The 16,265-nt window shown below is 45.8% G+C and carries 24 protein-coding genes and 1 pseudogene; 11 read left to right on the top strand and 14 right to left on the bottom strand.

Going from position 1 to position 16,265, the window contains the following annotated elements; genetic code table 11:
* Positions 1 to 13 precede the first annotated feature (13 nt).
* Genes ssb through ACK28X_RS03435 form a run of 5 tightly spaced genes read right to left on the bottom strand, consistent with a single transcriptional unit; the run spans position 14 to position 2,968 of the window.
* The gene (gene ssb, locus ACK28X_RS03455; RefSeq protein ID WP_412057081.1) at positions 14 to 517 is read right to left on the bottom strand and encodes a single-stranded DNA-binding protein; all 504 of its coding nucleotides are present in this window, start codon (positions 515 to 517) and stop codon (positions 14 to 16) included.
* Complete coding sequence (locus ACK28X_RS03450; RefSeq protein WP_412057080.1) at positions 505 to 834, bottom strand: hypothetical protein; 330 nt, start codon at positions 832 to 834, stop codon at positions 505 to 507. The genes ssb and ACK28X_RS03450 overlap by 13 nt, the downstream gene beginning before the upstream one ends.
* Complete coding sequence (locus ACK28X_RS03445) at positions 827 to 1,210, bottom strand: hypothetical protein (RefSeq protein WP_412057079.1); 384 nt, start codon at positions 1,208 to 1,210, stop codon at positions 827 to 829. Before ACK28X_RS03445 ends, ACK28X_RS03450 begins: the two co-directional genes overlap by 8 nt.
* Positions 1,155 to 2,429 (bottom strand): hypothetical protein, encoded by a 1,275-nt coding sequence (locus ACK28X_RS03440; protein WP_412057078.1) that lies wholly within the window; start codon positions 2,427 to 2,429, stop codon positions 1,155 to 1,157. The genes ACK28X_RS03445 and ACK28X_RS03440 overlap by 56 nt, the downstream gene beginning before the upstream one ends.
* Complete coding sequence (locus ACK28X_RS03435) at positions 2,429 to 2,968, bottom strand: hypothetical protein (RefSeq protein ID WP_412057077.1); 540 nt, start codon at positions 2,966 to 2,968, stop codon at positions 2,429 to 2,431. The genes ACK28X_RS03440 and ACK28X_RS03435 overlap by 1 nt, the downstream gene beginning before the upstream one ends.
* A gap of 84 nt (positions 2,969 to 3,052) precedes the next feature.
* Here ACK28X_RS03435 and ACK28X_RS03430 point away from each other — a divergent pair, with 84 nt between their 5' ends.
* On the top strand, positions 3,053 to 3,667 hold the full coding sequence (locus ACK28X_RS03430; RefSeq protein ID WP_412057076.1) for a hypothetical protein: 615 nt from the start codon (positions 3,053 to 3,055) through the stop codon (positions 3,665 to 3,667).
* Between the two features lie 7 nt (positions 3,668 to 3,674).
* On the opposite strand, the gene ACK28X_RS03425 is transcribed toward ACK28X_RS03430, so the two are convergent.
* Positions 3,675 to 4,127 carry a hypothetical protein gene (locus ACK28X_RS03425; RefSeq protein ID WP_412057075.1) on the bottom strand — a complete coding sequence of 151 codons (453 nt, stop codon included), beginning with the start codon at positions 4,125 to 4,127 and terminating at the stop codon, positions 3,675 to 3,677.
* Between the two features lie 138 nt (positions 4,128 to 4,265).
* Here ACK28X_RS03425 and ACK28X_RS03420 point away from each other — a divergent pair, with 138 nt between their 5' ends.
* Positions 4,266 to 4,598 carry a hypothetical protein gene (locus ACK28X_RS03420; RefSeq protein WP_412057074.1) on the top strand — a complete coding sequence of 111 codons (333 nt, stop codon included), beginning with the start codon at positions 4,266 to 4,268 and terminating at the stop codon, positions 4,596 to 4,598.
* 90 nt (positions 4,599 to 4,688) lie between these two features.
* Here ACK28X_RS03420 and ACK28X_RS03415 read toward each other — a convergent pair whose 3' ends face one another.
* Together ACK28X_RS03415 and ACK28X_RS03410 are read right to left on the bottom strand one after the other, a co-directional pair.
* A complete protein-coding gene (locus tag ACK28X_RS03415; RefSeq protein WP_412058247.1) occupies positions 4,689 to 4,952 on the bottom strand; it encodes a hypothetical protein in 264 nt (87 codons plus the stop codon).
* Between the two features lie 119 nt (positions 4,953 to 5,071).
* On the bottom strand, positions 5,072 to 5,416 hold the full coding sequence (locus tag ACK28X_RS03410; RefSeq protein WP_412058246.1) for a Cro/CI family transcriptional regulator: 345 nt from the start codon (positions 5,414 to 5,416) through the stop codon (positions 5,072 to 5,074).
* A 107-nt stretch (positions 5,417 to 5,523) separates the two neighbouring features.
* On the opposite strand from ACK28X_RS03410, the gene ACK28X_RS03405 reads away from it, so the two are divergent.
* From ACK28X_RS03405 to ACK28X_RS03365, 9 genes and pseudogenes are all read left to right on the top strand, one after another.
* On the top strand, positions 5,524 to 5,856 hold the full coding sequence (locus ACK28X_RS03405) for an XRE family transcriptional regulator (RefSeq protein WP_412058245.1): 333 nt from the start codon (positions 5,524 to 5,526) through the stop codon (positions 5,854 to 5,856).
* A gap of 245 nt (positions 5,857 to 6,101) precedes the next feature.
* A complete protein-coding gene (locus tag ACK28X_RS03400; protein ID WP_412058244.1) occupies positions 6,102 to 6,482 on the top strand; it encodes a hypothetical protein in 381 nt (126 codons plus the stop codon).
* A gap of 36 nt (positions 6,483 to 6,518) precedes the next feature.
* Positions 6,519 to 7,214 carry a hypothetical protein gene (locus tag ACK28X_RS03395; protein ID WP_412058243.1) on the top strand — a complete coding sequence of 232 codons (696 nt, stop codon included), beginning with the start codon at positions 6,519 to 6,521 and terminating at the stop codon, positions 7,212 to 7,214.
* 2 nt (positions 7,215 to 7,216) lie between these two features.
* Positions 7,217 to 8,068, top strand: a complete 852-nt coding sequence (locus ACK28X_RS03390; RefSeq protein ID WP_412057149.1) for a hypothetical protein — start codon at positions 7,217 to 7,219, stop codon at positions 8,066 to 8,068.
* 2 nt (positions 8,069 to 8,070) lie between these two features.
* Positions 8,071 to 8,565: a hypothetical protein gene (locus ACK28X_RS03385; RefSeq protein WP_412058242.1), complete on the top strand. Its 495-nt coding sequence runs from the start codon at positions 8,071 to 8,073 to the stop codon at positions 8,563 to 8,565.
* 12 nt (positions 8,566 to 8,577) lie between these two features.
* On the top strand, positions 8,578 to 9,318 hold the full coding sequence (gene bet / locus ACK28X_RS03380) for a phage recombination protein Bet (protein WP_412057340.1): 741 nt from the start codon (positions 8,578 to 8,580) through the stop codon (positions 9,316 to 9,318).
* A gap of 8 nt (positions 9,319 to 9,326) precedes the next feature.
* Positions 9,327 to 9,963 (top strand): annotated as a pseudogene (locus ACK28X_RS03375) (lambda exonuclease family protein).
* A 34-nt stretch (positions 9,964 to 9,997) separates the two neighbouring features.
* Positions 9,998 to 10,216: a hypothetical protein gene (locus ACK28X_RS03370; RefSeq protein WP_412058241.1), complete on the top strand. Its 219-nt coding sequence runs from the start codon at positions 9,998 to 10,000 to the stop codon at positions 10,214 to 10,216.
* 5 nt (positions 10,217 to 10,221) lie between these two features.
* Complete coding sequence (locus ACK28X_RS03365) at positions 10,222 to 11,259, top strand: tyrosine-type recombinase/integrase (protein WP_412058281.1); 1,038 nt, start codon at positions 10,222 to 10,224, stop codon at positions 11,257 to 11,259.
* Between the two features lie 76 nt (positions 11,260 to 11,335).
* Here the strand turns inward: ACK28X_RS03365 and ACK28X_RS03360 are convergent, their stop codons facing one another.
* The 6 genes from ACK28X_RS03360 to ACK28X_RS03335 all read right to left on the bottom strand — a co-directional run bounded on the left by ACK28X_RS03360 (position 11,336) and on the right by ACK28X_RS03335 (position 16,217).
* Positions 11,336 to 11,857 carry a S49 family peptidase gene (locus ACK28X_RS03360; protein ID WP_412058240.1) on the bottom strand — a complete coding sequence of 174 codons (522 nt, stop codon included), beginning with the start codon at positions 11,855 to 11,857 and terminating at the stop codon, positions 11,336 to 11,338.
* Positions 11,858 to 11,873: 16 nt separating this feature from the next.
* The gene (locus tag ACK28X_RS03355) at positions 11,874 to 13,046 is read right to left on the bottom strand and encodes a phage portal protein (RefSeq protein WP_412058239.1); all 1,173 of its coding nucleotides are present in this window, start codon (positions 13,044 to 13,046) and stop codon (positions 11,874 to 11,876) included.
* The gene (locus ACK28X_RS03350) at positions 13,018 to 13,416 is read right to left on the bottom strand and encodes a phage portal protein (protein WP_412058238.1); all 399 of its coding nucleotides are present in this window, start codon (positions 13,414 to 13,416) and stop codon (positions 13,018 to 13,020) included. The genes ACK28X_RS03355 and ACK28X_RS03350 overlap by 29 nt, the downstream gene beginning before the upstream one ends.
* Entirely contained in the window at positions 13,416 to 13,595 is a 180-nt protein-coding gene (locus ACK28X_RS03345; RefSeq protein WP_412058237.1) for a hypothetical protein, read from the bottom strand. The genes ACK28X_RS03350 and ACK28X_RS03345 overlap by 1 nt, the downstream gene beginning before the upstream one ends.
* 58 nt (positions 13,596 to 13,653) lie before the next feature.
* Positions 13,654 to 15,555 (bottom strand): phage terminase large subunit family protein, encoded by a 1,902-nt coding sequence (locus tag ACK28X_RS03340; RefSeq protein WP_412058236.1) that lies wholly within the window; start codon positions 15,553 to 15,555, stop codon positions 13,654 to 13,656.
* 86 nt (positions 15,556 to 15,641) lie between these two features.
* The gene (locus tag ACK28X_RS03335; protein ID WP_412058235.1) at positions 15,642 to 16,217 is read right to left on the bottom strand and encodes a hypothetical protein; all 576 of its coding nucleotides are present in this window, start codon (positions 16,215 to 16,217) and stop codon (positions 15,642 to 15,644) included.
* Between the last annotated feature and the right edge of the window lie 48 nt (positions 16,218 to 16,265).

Raw genomic sequence — 16,265 nt, 5'->3', positions numbered from 1 at the left:
ATCGTTTGCCTCTCTAAAACGGTATTTCATCATTGAGTTGATCATCGTAGGATAATGGCGCTTGATAGGATGCCTGTGTTTGGCCTCTGTGTTGGCCATAGGTCATGGTGCTAGCACCAGCTGGGGGCTTTTGGCTTGTGACTTGCTGTGTGTCTTGACCTTGATTACCTGCTTGACCCAGCATTTGGATAACACCGCGGTATTTCTGTAAAACAACTTCTGTGGTGTAATGTTCCACACCGCTTTGGTCTTTCCATTTGCGGGTTTGTAATTGCCCTTCTACGTAGATATGGCTTCCCTTTTTTAGATAAGAGGCGGCAATATTGACAAGGTTTTCGTCAAAAATCACAATGCGATGCCATTCGGTCTTTTCGCGCTTCTCACCCGTGTTCTTATCCTTCCAGCGTTCACTAGTCGCTAATGAGAATAGAGCCACTTGCCCGCCCGTTTGCATGGCTTTGATTTCTGGATCTCTGCCCAAATGGCCAATAAGTATAACTTTATTTAGGCTAGACATTGTGTGGTTTCCTTCTGTTCAAATAGCTGTAGGCCTGTAATCTCTTCCAAATCAAGCAGGTCTTCGGCTTCTTCGGCTTGGCTTTTTGCTAAAGCGGCTTGTGGCAAAGAGCCGCCATGGAGCCAAGCATCAACATAGGCCGCAACGCTAAAATCAGCACCAAAGGGTGTGTAATTATAGGTTTTGCCTTCAAAGCGTTGCATGAAACGCCGCCCGTATTTGTCCTCGTAGAGGTTGTAGAACACTTGTTGTACGCCTGCTTTATGGTTTGCATAGCCCGATAGGGTGGCGACAATGGTCTTTTGTTTTTTAAACATTGGCCTCGCCTTTATTTAAAGTTTTGTGAATGTAATCAATCATACGGCGGCAATTGTTTTCAAGCTCTCCGCAATAGAGAACAAACTCAGAAGTAGCAGGCATGAAGGTTGCTGAAAGTCCTATTGCCTTACCGCGCAAAACGTCTTCTGTTGCCTTCTGTAGCGCCCAATAGCCAATGTCTTCAAGAGCCCTCTTATAAGCCAAAGCGGTTGCATTTTCGTCTTGATTGGTTGAAACTTTTAAACCAGCGCTAAGCAGAGCAAAGGCAAGGCTAATGTCCTTGGCATCAGCAGGCCTATCCAGTTCTTTTAAAGCTTGCTTAGTTAGCGATAAGATTTCCTGCTGTTCTTGGGGTGTTGGCTTTTGCCCCTTCATCCACAGAAACGGTGGTTGGCGGTGTGTTTTCGAACAGAAAAGCGTACATATCTCCTGTAGTTGGGATCTTAAGCATTTTTTCCGCGACGCGATGCCCCCAGCCGCGCTGTTGTTGATTATGGTTATTGGGCTGTCCAAAATTTTGTCGGGTGTTGTTGTTTGTGTTTCCATTACCGCCTCCTTTTGCGGAATATTCTTGTGATCTTCTAATCCAATTACGCCATGTGCCTTGCCAGTTAACTTTTGTGGCGTCTTTCCCCGCCTTGGCGCCCCAATAGTCACGGAACTTTTCGACTTCAACGCAGATTTTTTCATCCGTTAAGCCTTGCTGTCTAGCGAAGTTAAGATCGGGCTCGAAATCGGGTGGTAAGCGACAACCCCTTGAGGATTGTGGTGTTTTGGAGGGCTGTGGAATAGCCTCTATGGGGTCACTAGCCGTTGTAGCGAGGTCGAGGTTTGTCGAAGGGAGTGTTGAAATTTGTTTCGGGATCCCTCGCGCGTATACGCGCGTATAGGGTTTGTTTTTTTTATTTTTTTCTTTTAGGGGGGTGTGGGGGGGTATTTTCTTTTTTTCTTTTTTTAAATTTTGTTGGGTAACGCTTTCGACGGGGTGGGTAACGCCTTGGGTAACGCGGGTAACGCCTTGGGTAACGCTTTCGACGGGGTGGGTAACGCTTTGGGTAACGCGGGTAACGCCTTGGGTAACGCTTTCGACGGGGTGGGTAACGCCTTGGGTAACGCGGGTAACGCTTTGGGTAACGCTTTCAGCAGGGTGGGTAACGCGGGTAACGCTTTGGGTAACGCTTTCGGTGGGGTGGGTAACGCCTTGGGTAACGCGGGTAACGCCTTGGGTAACGCTTTTAGTGTTACAGTCATAAAGCCGTGAATAATTTATCCCATAACATTTTTTAAAACGTTCTTTAAAGCGTTGCTGACGAAGAGCATTAGCAGATTTCTTTTTTTCTTCTGCCTCGCCTTGATATGAAGACTCGTTACAGTCATAAACCACTTTTCCCACATCGGGAAAATGGTCTGTATTGGCTACCTCCATATAAAGAGGTGACATTGCCTTATAGCGGCGTGCTTCAAGACGCGCCAAGCGTTTTGCTTCGCGTACCTTTTTTTCGTAATTGCAAACAGCATGAACCGCGGCAACTATTTGCTCTGCGCTAGCTCCAGAGTTTGCTAAAGCGGTGGTGAGATCAATCAAGATATGCATCAGCTCTCCATATCCTCCTCCTCTCGATCTAAAGCGTAATATAAAAGGGCTAAGGCATCGGCCTCGTTGTCATCCTCTGGATGATGGCCTCTATCCCATATGGCATTTAAAACATCATCTTTTGATGCATTGCCTTTGCCTGTAGCGTGCTTCTTAATGGTACCAACGGGCACGCCTTGATAGTCAATCTGATGATGTTCACACCAAGCGGTGAGAACGCCTAAAAAGCCGCCGTAAACATGGGCGGCATCTGTTCCAAGGTGGCGACGCACTTCTTCGTAATAGATTTTATCAAGACTACTTCCAGCACATTCAAAGCGGTGTTTGGTATCACTTAGCCATATGCGGAATTTAGAAAAGCGTACGCCGCCCCCGTCAAAAGTTCTTTTTTTAAAGGTAACAGAGCCGCTGGTCATAGCGCCTTGGCAAAAAGCATCTTTAGCAAGGCTGTGTACCTGCGGCTTGCGTATAAATCCATTACCGCAAAATGCCGCCCAGCCCATTTTGCTACCAAGGTCAAGGCATAGAATAGTCCTCATGCCAACCCCCGTTGCAGAATCATAAAACGTGAATTACAGTGCTTTGCTATTGAATAAACAAACTGCAAAGAGGGGTAATTGCGGATGTGGGGTTTGATTGGCACCTTATTAAATTTTCTTTTGAGCGTTTTTAACGTTTTCTCCTCTGTGTATAATTTTCGGAGTAACAAAAAGTATAAAAACGCAATAGAGATTGAAAATTTCAAAAAGAGCGTAGAATTTTCCTCATATTTTTGCATAAAATCTAGCGGCGAATATGCTGTAATAGAGGGAGGAATTAACCTTAAAAACAAACAAGAAGAAAGTCTTTCCATTAAAAGCATACGCATTGTAGGTAGATCTCCTATAGAATTTGATGAGATAGCAATCATACCTTGCGTATATAACTGCCTACCAGATCCAACAAAGATATTCATCGACACTGAAAGAAAAGAGGAACTAAAAATATACAGAACAGCAAAAAGATACATTTCCCTAGAAAGTAATCTTATAAAAGCAAATTGTGATAAGGAATTTGCGCTAAATGCTTTTACATTGGCGATAGATCAAAAACTTATGTTTAAGATTATTATAAATCCTTATAAAGGATACGACAGAGATAAACATAGAATAAGTGTTGATATTGAATTTAATGTATCAAATTACATTTACAATACAATTGTAATTCCATGTAGAGCAATTCCGAAATATGAAGTATAAAAAACACTTACAAACTATCATATACAAGCCCCTCCTTAAGAAACTTAATGTAGTTTTTCTTCTCTTTTACTTCTTCTCTAAGTTGCGTTCTATCTATCTCGAACATCCGTAGCATAAATGACATGTCGGATATTTTATTAGAATTTTCCTTAATAACGCTGTCCTTTTCCTTAATAACGCTGTCTTTTTCCTTAATGATTTTCCTTAGCTCTAGTATGGCCTCTTGCTTTTCGTCTTCAGGCTTTTTTAGGTCGTTAATAGACTTTTTTAAGTCCTCAATAGTCCTATTCTGATCGGAAATAGCTTTACTTTGATAAAGGATAACCCCTTTATTCTCTCTATTGATACGTCTATACTTTTCTAAATCAAGCGGATTGCCATACACGCGGCAAAACCACACAGCAAAGCCTATGAAAATGATGTTTACAGCCAAAGAGGCTAGCGCAATGATGGTATCCATTTCACATATCCCTAATGCATCTTAGTAATACGGCTTCTTTCATCGTTCTTTCCTTTCAACTACTGAGAGTTTCTCGGTTGTTGCGTCATGCATTGCGATGTACATGCTGAGTTTTCTATAGGCGTTTCGGGGGGGAATTTGACCATAACAAAAAAGCAAATTATACAAATACAAGCAGGGAGAATGGCAAAATATAAGCGCTCTTGTATGCAAAATATTATTCCAGCTATAATACAAATGAGAGTGGTTATTAAAAATATTACCGTTGCAATTTTAAAACCTATCATATTAACTCCCAAGTCTATTTGGCTTGGATTTGTTACATGTTGCGCTGTACAACAGCATGTTTCTGTAGGTTGCAGGGTAGCTAAAAGTGCTGCAACCATGAAAGAAAGAATTCCGATGGAAATGATGAACCACCCAAAGCGTGGAAATAACTCCATAAAAAAACAGAGCCCAAACGCTACATAAAACGAACAAGCTATCGCAAAGAATCCTAAAGCCAAATTAAATGTTGCCGGAGTAGTAACAATATCCATTTCCTTAATATCCCCGTTCTTCTTAATGCATCTTTACGTGTTCTTCTGATGAACTATCTTCATCGCTTACGCTTTGGTCATTCTCTTCAACGCTAATGCCAATACGGACAAGGTGGACGTTAGGTTGCTCGCCTTTCAGAAAACCGCTAAATTCTTTGATCATGTACTCTTGCTTGTTTAGGGCGTTTTCTGCTTCAACTAGCGTACTGGTAAGCTCTTCTATGGCTTCTTTTTGTTTGGCTATTATGCGCTTATCGAGGCGGTGGGCGTAGTAACCGCTAGCCATAGAAATTAGATAGATTGCTGATACGACGGCGAAAATGAGTCCTAGTAGCATGGTTATATTCCTTTAGGCTTTGCATTTTAGGAATGCGGTTATCTGTGCCTTTATTTTGGGTGTGCTCTTTATGTATGCACGCTATAGTTGTTATGATTGCCACCCGCGCCCACTCGGGGGTTTGACTGGGCGCGGGCGGCGTCCTGCGGTAGGTCGGACGTACCGCAAGAGGGGGAGTTCGCTTCTTGACCGTTATCTTTCTGTGCTAGAAGCGCTTGCAACCGTTCTGGATAAAAGAAGTCATCAGGGCGCAGGTCTAGGCCATTACGCCGCGCGTATTCGAGAAGGCGAACTTGATGCTTAGCAGGGATAGAGTTCCTCCACCTTGAAATAGAGGAAGCATCTAATTGTAGCACTTTAGCGACAGTCTTAGCTCCCCCCAAATATTTTATAATGACCGTTTTCAATATCATTGTTAGCTCCATATATAAAACAAGATAATTGCACTTTTCTCATTTGTCAACAAAAATGATATTATAGCAATTTTGCATTTTATACATTTTTAGGCTATCAAGCGCTCATGACTATCGACATAGAAACCAGCATTAGAAGATGGCTAGAAAGAAAGCTTGAAGAGCGTGGTCATGGCGCGCAACTTGAATTAGCCGCTTTTTTGGACGTAGATCCATCTATAGTAAGCAGAATGCTCAATCCATATAAAAATGGTAAACCTAGGAAAATTACATTAGAAGAGCTGGTTAAAATAGCACGTTTTTTTAAAGAACCCCCCCCTGATTTCTTTACAGATGTGGATCGTGATTTTTTATCTTTTTTTCAAACTCTTGAACCGGAAGATAAGAAATCGGTTCTTTCTTATGTTGAGTTTTTGAAAGCATCAAAACAAAAGCAGTAATCCTTTTTTCTTCGTCGGTAAATCCCTTAAAAAGCCAATCCATTGTTTTAAAATCTTTCATTAGTTCCTCCATAATTGTGATTAGTGCCCAAAGATACAGGTTTATTTGCAAAATAAAATGCACTTTTTTCATTTTTTAATTGACGAATGATAAAAGTGCAATTATTTTACCTTGTAGACACAAACCTAACAACCACGAAGAAGCAAGCGCTGATCTGGTTTGTTAAAGGGATATGGAGGTTGAAATGCACACGAAAGCACCGTTTTTTGTAACGAGTGATGAGATCTTATTGCTCACCTATTCTGACGGAGAACATGTAGGCAGAAGTGGGCCATTTTTAGATAAACGCGATATCTTGGCCATGCTTTCCGCTATGGACGGCGTAGAGCAAGTGCTTTGCATTAATCCAAAAACGCAAAGCACTATCGACATAAGCGAACAGGTCGCTGAACTGTACATAGAAACATTCGACCTAGCGCCCGATGATGATATAGCCCACCCCTTTGTGCGCAATAGCCTAGCTTACGCCACGCTCTTAGTGGAATGGGCAGAACAGACCGTTAAAGACATCTATTACGGCACCTACGAACAACAACACCGCTTGCGTGCATCTGATGTTTTGTGAGGGCGTTATGAAAGAAGCCTTAATCTGTATCGTTGAATGCCTAGGCTTTCTAACCCTCTTCGCGCTCGGATGGTTTGTCTTGATCGCCACTTAATCATACCAAAGGAATTTAACATGACGTCTCTAAGTCCAAAATATCGCTTGTTGAGAGATGAAAGCATCACCGTAAACGGCCATAAACTCTATCGTATCCAAGCCTTACGCGATTTTGGAAACGTCAAAAAAGGCGATAAGGGCGGCTTTGTTGAGAGTGAATACAACCTAAGCCATAAAGGCGATTGTTGGGTTGGCGATGATGGGCGGGTTTTTGAATATGCGTGTGTTTTTAGCGATGCGCAGGTTTTCGGCAATGCGCAGGTTTCAGGCAACGCAAAGATTTATTGGAATGCGTTTATTTCAGACAACGCGAAAGTTTCAGGCCATGCGGAAGTTTCAGGCAATGCACATATCTTCAACGATGCGCGGGTTTGTGATGATGCGTTGGTTAGTGATAGCGCGCACATTTCAGGCCACGCGATCGTTAAAAATCATGCGCGTGTAACAGGCCATGCGGAAGTTTCACGCAACGCTTCTGTTTCAGGCCATGCGTGGATTTTCGATCATGCACAAGTTACAGAAAATGCGCAGGTTTCAGGCGATGCGTATGTTTCAGGCAACGCGAAAGTTTCAGGCCATGCGCATATTGATGGTGACAGGGTAATAGACGGCGACACAGTCATCACAGGGGAATAGGCATGGAAAAGAAATATGAACTGACTCAAGAAACAAGAGAGGTAGACGACCGTACACTCTACCGTATCAAAGCCTTACGCGACTTTGGTGATATCAAAGCGGGTGATTTAGGCGGTTTTGTTGAGAACGAATACCGCCTAAGCCATGATGGTACCTGCTGGGTCGGGGGTGATGCATGTGTTTTTGATAATGCATATGTTTTTGATGATGCGCGGGTCTCAGATGATGCGTGTCTTGATTGGAATGCGCTAGTTTTTGGCGCGGCGAAAGTTTCAGGCAATGCGGAAGTTGGTGGCAATGCAATTGTTTATGACAATGCGCAAGTTTTTGGCAACGCAAAGATTTATTGCAATGCAAAAGTTTTTGGCAACGCAAAGATTTATGACCACGCAAAAATTGCTGAAGGGGCGCAGGTTTTTGGCAATGCAGAGGTTTATGGCGATGCACAAATTGAACGCAACGCACGTATCGAAGGTAAAGCAGTAATAGACAGCGATACGCACGTTTCCGGCGGTACAGTCCTCACACATAGCTACATACAAGAGAAATACCAACTCACTAACGAGATCAAAGAGATAGACGACCATACCCTCTATCGTATCCAAGCCCTACGCGACTTTGACGATGTGAAAGCGGGTGACTTGGGCGGCTACATTGAGCGCGAGGACAACCTAAGCCATGAAGGCGATTGTTGGGTCGCTGACAATGCACAGGTTTTTGACTATGCGCGGGTTTGTGATGATGCATTGGTTAGTGGCTATGCGCAGGTTTCAGGCCATGCGCTTGTTGAAGGTAATGGAGTAATAGGCGGCGATATCCACGTTTCTGGTAACACAGTCATTACAGGGGAATAGGCATGGAAAAGAAATATGAACTGACTCAAGAAACAAAAGAAATCGACGGCCGTACACTCTACCGTATCAAAGCCCTACGCGACTTTGGTGATATCAAAGCTGGAGACTTGGGCGGCTTTGTTGAGAACAAATACCGCCTAAGCCATAATGGCACCTGCTGGATCGGTGATGATGCATGTGTTTTTGATACTGCATGTGTTCTTAGCAATGCGCAGATTTTTGACGATGCGCGGGTTTTTGGCGATGCGGAGGTTTCAGATGATGCGCAGGTTTTTGGCGATGCGAAGATTTTTGGCGATGCGCGCATTTCAGGCAACGCGAAAGTTTCAGGCCATGCGCAGATTTCAGACAATGCAGAAGTTTGGGGCAATGCACGTGTTGGCGGCAATGCGCAGATTTCAGGCAACACGCATATTGCCGCCTCCATAACAATTGCAGGCAATGATTGTATCAACGGCTATACCCGTATCACGACTACCTCCACCACCCCAGCTTAGGAGAAACCACTAATGACACAACTTGTTCAATCCCCCCTTGCTCTTATGGCAAGCAACTATGGCTTCTCAGAAGAGGCCTTTCGCCAAACCATTATGAAAACTTGCATGACAGGCAATATAGCGGCAGAAGAATTCGCCGCCTTTATTTCCGTTGCCAATACCTACGGCCTTAATCCTCTAACAAAAGAGATTTACGCGTTCCCAAAACGTGGTGGCGGTATCACACCCATTGTGTCCATTGATGGCTGGATTAAAATCATAAAATCTAATCCAGCCTTTGATGGCATGACCTTTAAAGATCATTTCGACCAAGCAGGCAATCTCATATCCATTACCTGCTCAATACGGCTCAAAAGCATTAAAGACCCAATAGAGGTCACGGAATATCTAAAAGAATGTCAACAGCAAACCGACCCATGGCGTAAATGGCCTGCCCGTATGCTACGCCATAAGGCGACTATCCAATGTGCCCGTTATGCCTTTGGCTTCTCTGGTATCTATGATGAAGACGAAGCAACACGCTTAAATGCCCCCGTATCAGAAAGCCAAGAAGTCTTTGCCGATGCAGAAACGCTTGCCGTGGTGCAACAGCTGATCTTGGATACAGAAACAGACGAGGCAAAAGCCCTAGCATCGGTTCATGCATCAAGCTTTGAAAGCCTATCGCAAAGCCAAGCGCAAACGCTTTTGCAACTGCTTAAAAAGAAACAAGCTTTGCACAGTTCACAAGCGCAAACCCTTTCTGTTGCTTAGAGGTTCATATGGAACAAAGAACTGCCGCATGGTTTGATGCCCGCCTTGGCAAAGTAACTGCCTCTAAGGTGTATTGCGTTGTCAATAGAACAGCAAAAGGCCTGCCAAGCGCGGACTATGAGGATTATAAGATCCAGCTATTGACCGAGCGGCTTACCGGCAAGGCGATAGAGACCTATGTAACGGCGGCCATGCAATGGGGCATTGATCATGAGTATGATGATTGCCTTGGAAGACTATAGCTTTATGACAGGGCATGAGGTTAGTGCTTGTGGCTTTATTCCCCACCCTAGTATTGCCATGGCGGGGGCAAGCCCAGATGGCTTGGTGGGTGATGATGGTCTGATAGAGATCAAATGCCCCCATTCCACCACTCATGCCCGCTTTTTAATTGATGGGATTATTAAGCCCAAATGGCAAGCCCAGATGCAGTTTCAACTGGCGTGCACGGGGCGGCAATGGGTGGATTTTATTAGTTTTGACCCACGCTTTAGCGAAAGGAATGCAAGCTTAAGGAGTGAGATCAAGCGCCTATGGCGTGATGAGGCACGCATTCAAGAGATAGAGGCATGTGTGCATGCCTTCCTTGAAGAGGTGCAGGCTCTTGAGGATAAGCTTACCGCCAAATCCAGCGCGATAGGATGATAAGAGAAGATATACAGCTAATGGAGCAAGATATATGGGACACCGACCTCCTACCATAACCCAACCAGCTATCGCCCGCGCTTTGCGTGAAGCCAAGAAGCTAGGCTGTGACCGTATAGCCATCAAACCAGATGGCGAGGTTATTATCTATCTCAACGAGAGCGCAGAAGAAACAGAGCTAACCAATCAAAGCTCTATTACCACACAGGCAAGTTCTGATGCTTTTTACGATAAATACGATATCTGTTTGTGAGTGTTATGCCTAAGCCGCGTCCACCCCATTTAGTGAGAGAACACAGCCGTCATGGGAAAGTGCTTTGGTATGTTCGTATCAATAAAGGCCAGCGCATTAGAGTAGAAGGCGCATATGGTACACAAGAATTCGTGGATAACTATAAAAGCGCTATTGCCCAATTACAGGGGCAAACGCCAATAACGATTAAAGGTAAGCGCAATGCAGAAGGTTCTTTCTCATGGCTTTTAAATAAATATTACAAAAGCATGGAGTGGCATAAATTAGCCGCTCCTACCAAAAGGCAACGTGAGCTTATCCTAGAGAAAGCCGAGAAAGACATGGGGCATGTTCCTTATAAAGCGCTTAAGCGTCAACACTTTATTGACGCGGTAGAGCGGCGCAAAGAGACACCTGCGGCGGCTAAGAATTTTTTAAAAGCGTTTAGAGGCGTATTTAATTGGGCTATTGATCATGGCTTTCTTGAAGAAAACCCCACGCTCGCTATCAAAACGCCTGCTCTTACCAATAAGGAAGGGTTTGCCATATGGTTAGAAGACGACATAGACAAATACTACCAGCGTTGGCCATTAGGTACGCATGAACGGGTATGGATTGATGTATTACTTTATACTGGCTTGCGCCGTGGCGACGCGGTGCGGATCGGTTGGAAAGATGTCACCGACGGCGTTATTCACCTCAAGACAGAAAAGAGCCAGTTTCAAACGGATGTCTTTTTACATATTTTACCCGAGCTAGAAGCTACCCTTAAAGCGGGAACAATTGGCAATGACACTTTTATTTGCGGTAAAGAGGGTAGACCGCTTACCAAGGAAAGTTTTGGTAATTTGTTTCGGGAGGCATGTAATGAGGCGGGCATTAAAAAGTCCGCTCATGGCTTACGCAAATTAGCGGCGACTCGGGCGGCGAATTCAGGGGCAACTGTGGCTCAACTGAAAGCCATTTTTGGTTGGACTAATGACGAGATGGCGTCGCATTATACCCAGAACGCCGATCGCCGCCGACTAGCCCTCGAAGCGATAGAAAAGATACAAAAAAGGTAAGGGGATGACATCAAAAAAACATAACAGAATCAAAGAGCCTAAAATTCCCGAACTTTGTACTAAGTGCTTGATTTTATTAATATTTGGCGATCCCGACAGAGCCCACATCACTTGTCCGGCTTAGCCATATTTGCTCAGCCGCACAACTGATGGCATAGGCGGCTGAACAGGCCATTTCATTAGCATGCGCCCAAATAGGTTTTTGATAGCTACGCGATAAAGCACGCCACTCCTCCACAAGATCAAAGACGCCGCCCGCTTCACCGCCATAGCTATCAATATCAAGCAAAACAGCGCGCACATCCGGTGCGCTCACCGCTTCTATAAAGCTTGCCCGCAAGCCATCATAAGAGGTTAGCCCCGATTGTGCGGCCATAAAGCCGCCACGGCGCACCAAAGTGCCATGCACAGGAAGAATAGCGATGCCGTCCACTACTTGATGTGCTTCAGGCAAGCGTGTCTCATCACTATTCTTGATAAAGGCACCGATTTGCCCTGTAAGGCGCGGCGAAAGCGCGCTCAAGATTGTGTCTAGCTTTTCTGGGGTAATCATATGCGGGCGGTTATAGAGCCGCGCAAGACAATGCACAAAGTCCATCTGATACCCTATCGCTTTAGGCCGCATTCTCAGATATGAGAGCGTTTTGTTTATCTTCGTCATTGCTATCATCATCAAGCAGGACGGTTGTGGGGGCTGGGGTCTCAGTATCAAAATGCAGACCACGCCTTAGTGCTTCGCTTCGCTCTTCTTCAATCTCTGTGTAAATATCATCGCGACTATAGCCACGCTCATTTAAGGCTTGCGTTAAGCTTTTTAGACCCGCACGGATTTCTTCCTTCTCGGCGGCGATGTCCTTTAGCGGATCGACCATTTCCAATTGCGCGGCATGGCTCTCTGATTGCAACCAAGGTAAGGGATTGTGATCATAGTCGGGTAAGTCTATGGCACCCACCAATACAGCCATTTCCACAAAGCGCTTCCACACGATGCGGTTTAATTGAAAGGCCATGACATTGGCTCGCCATTGCCTAATATGGCGACGAAACTGAATAATGGATGTGCGCACATTGGAGAAATTGCCCCGCGTCACATCGCCGCTCACCGTTGAATAGGGCATGTTCAGACCAGCGCAGATTTTTAACAAATTGCGGTATTGAAACGGTTCATAAGAGCCGCCCACCTCGGCGGGCGCAGAAAAGCGAATATCTTGGCCATTCTCTAATACCGTAACCAAGCCTGGAGCCAGTTCAATGGTGTCTCCTTCACCACCGGCTAGGGAGGCTGTATTCATAGTGCGCTCCGCTTGTACATCTGGGGTGAGCGGATTACTCTCACCACCTAAAATAAAAGCGGTAAAAAGCGCTGTGGTCTTTTTGCGATCAAGCTCAGCATCATCATAAGCGGCCAATTGAAACAATTGCACCATACTGCGGGTGATCTTTGGTGTGCCGCGCAATTGTTGGGCTTGTCGGCGTTCTTTAATATGGATGATATAGGGGGCTTCTATGCGTACCCGCTCTTGCATTCCCTCTGCAAGCCTTCCATTGGGTACTATGTCATAGGGATGGTAGCGGAAAAAATGGTAGGCAATGCGATCACCAAATGCATTAAATTCAATGCCCATGCGGATATGATGCCCAGGTATTTCTGCGGGGCCATCATAGGTTACATCCAATAGCTCTGCAGGATAGATTTCTAGCTTGAGCGGAACAGCGCTACACGCGTCTAGCGGAACAGGGCGCAAGCGCACAAAGACTTCACCCGCAAGAAACACTTTCGCGGGCAATGGTGGCCTGCATCCCGTAAAAATCACTAACCCCCTCATAATCAGCCTCATCAACCCACTGCCACCACAAATTCTCTAATGCGCGCTTTTGGGCTTCAAAGCCTTTGATGCGTGGTACAGGCTTAATCCCATCATTGACCGCCGCTGATACCCATTCATCAACCGCCGCACCATAGATGCTATTATTATCATAAAGGCTACGGGAGCGAGCAAGAACGGTTTGGCCTTCGGCTTGGATCGCCCTATTAATGTGAGTCTTTGTGGGGATAAAGCCACGTAAGCGGCGGCTACGGCTTGCCGCATCAAAATAGGGTCCACTGCCAACCATCACCTGAAAGGCGTTGGCCATCCGCTTAATAATACCTGCCATTAATAACCTCGGCCTGCCGCGATATAAAAGAGGCGCGCTTTCGGGCGGCCTTCTAATTGGGCGATTTCTGCATCCAAAGCCGCCAATGATAGCTTATTCTCGCTCACCGAGCGGTTATAGATGCTTGTCGCCATGGCGTATAGATTGGGCGGCAGAATAAAGGCCTTCTGCCAGCGCATCACGCTGCTGTCTTAGCCGCTTTAACCGCGCCTCTATGTCTTGCATATCAAACCTCGTTCATAGCATATACGAACTTCTCATCATACGCGGCCGCCGCCGTATAGGTGGTGCTGGCGGGGCAAGAACTTCGTCCTTATCAAAGGATAGGCCGCGCTCTATCATCTTCTGTTCTAAAGCTTGCGCTTGTTGCTCTAAGGATATCCCCATCGCCGATAAGCCGCATAGCGCCGCATAGGCATAGACGCGGCAATCCAATGCCTCATTGCGGGCATTATTGGCCTTTACCCAGTCTATCTTTGGTTGACCCTTGCTATATTTTGTCTTTTTGCGCTCTGCTGTTAATTGCTGGAAGTATTCTAAGTCACGCTCGATATGGAAGTGGCAGGCACCATAGCCAACAGCATCAGGCCCCGTCCTTTTAAGACGCGCCATAACCATATCTTTAGCGGCGCTCACACCAATGACATAAAGATTGATCTTTCCATTATTGTTGTGGGTTGGTCGTTTGGGCCACACGGTAGACGTACTATTACTACTCCCTTTAATGCCCCATATATTATGGCCTTGACGCGGTCGCACATAATCATACACCGCTTGCGTATTTGAGCCCCCCGTATCAACACACGTCGCATGGATCAGCAGACCATTGTCTAAAGCAGGATGGGGCCAACGCCTACTAAGATACGTATCTAGATGGTGCCAAACCTCTGCTGCCGATGGGTCGCCCAAAAAGATTTTATAATCAATGTTCCAGCTCTCTTCATCACGCCCCCAGCCAACAAGCTCCAACTCCAAGCGATCAGGTTGCACATCAACACCACAGGTTAGAATGGCCACCTGCGGCGGTAAGAGTGGGTATTCTTCGCGCAAAGCGTAAAGCGCGCTAGCATCCGTTCCCCCAGCATCATACTCTTCCCAAGGTTCGCCCAATACCGTATTGACAAAGGATTGTAGTTTGGCAGGGTCCTTGGCCTCTAGAAATGCGCGTGCGCATTCGCCCCACGTAAACCATGGCGAATAAAGCGCCGATAGGTGATAGGAGCGAAAGTTGTTATAGCGGCTCTGTTTGGTTGCTACCCAACGCGCGCCATTGGCTTCGCTCAGCAACGCCGCTTTGTGATGTTCCTCATGAATAGCACCACAATGGGCGCAAAAAAAGTGGGCCTCCTCAGGCTTGTCTTCAGGCCAGCGGATCTGTGCCCACGTAATAGGTTGTAGCTCATGACACTCTTTACAGGCAACGTTATAATAACGCTGATCACCCTTCTCGAATTCGGCTTTAATACGGCTGGTCTCAAGGCTTGCTGGCGTTGAGAGCATAAATACTTTACGCCGCGGGTAGCTTGCCGTACGACGAAGAGCAAGGGTAATGGGATCGCCTTCATCATCAACATTAAACGGATACCCATCAACCTCATCAAGCACCAAATAACGAATAGACATAGAGCGCAAGCCCACCGCTGAATTAGCACCCGTCAAGTTTAATGAACCGCCTGCAAACTCCTTCATAAACAGCGTATTGCCGCTATCGCGCGCGCGTGGTGGGGCAATGCGCTCTGACAAAGCCTTGCTGTTGCGTATCATATGCTCAACACGCATCTTTGAGAGCTTCTTTGCCATATCTACCGTAGGCATCACATACAGAATGGGGCCAGGCGAATGGTGTATGGCATAACCGCAGAAGTTTAGCGCCGCTTCTGACATACCAATTTGCGCGCCCTTCATAACAACCGTCGTCTCAATGCTTGAATAGCTCGACAGATTGTCCATGATCTCGCGCAGATAAGGCGTTCTTGATGTCCGCCATAGGCCAGCTTCTGCACTTGCTTGTGTCGACAAATAACGATGGACGTCCGCCCATTGAGACACCGTATAGGCGGGGTCAGAGCGAAACCCTTCTTTAAAGGCTGCCCAAAGCTTAACGAGGTTTCGGGCTTGGTAATCCTTGTTTATGCTCATGTTCAACCCCATCACCTCTGGGACGCAGGCCTATGGGGTCAGGCATTATCCCTTCCTGAAGGGCTTTGCAAATTTTGGTCAGAGCCTCATTCTGTTGCTTCATATTCACTGATGTTCTGAACATTGTCGCTTTCCTCTTCTTCGTCGACTTTTGCAAAATCAGGCATAGGAATCGTATCAAGCTCTATCAAAGCATCGCGCATATGCTGTTCTAAAACTATGGCAACCTTGTTATGGTCACACTCTAACGCGCTGGCAATATCACCACTGTGGCGGCTTGGAAACAACATCAGCATATCACGACAGCTACGGGCAAATACAAATGCCTGCCGCTTAGCATAATCTATCGGCACATAGTCCTGCTTCTTGACCTTAAGTTCGAACTCTACCTTCTCTGCTTGGGCAAGAGTTAAGCGCGACTTAACTTCGTTAAGATCAAGGTTAACAACTTCACCGACTTTACTCTTTTTATAGGCGGGCGCAATGTTGGCCTTAATCCATGCTAAAGCTTCATCAACGAGGATGAATTGACCATCATCGCTTGTGGGCAAACCCTTCTTTACAAGTTGGGTTATATAGGCCTTGCTAACCCCTAGACGCTTAGAGAATAGGGCGCGCCGCTCTTTTACATTGGAATTATTTTCTAATTCTAGCTCTGACATTTTTGTAAAAAATCTCCAAAAGCCGCATAGAAATGCTTTGCAAAATAG

The organism is Bartonella sp. DGB2, assembly GCF_046843095.1.
In the GTDB taxonomy this organism is placed as follows: domain Bacteria; phylum Pseudomonadota; class Alphaproteobacteria; order Rhizobiales; family Rhizobiaceae; genus Bartonella.
Note: the sequence above shows the minus strand (reverse complement) of the source record. Positions and strands in the feature narration are given on the sequence as shown.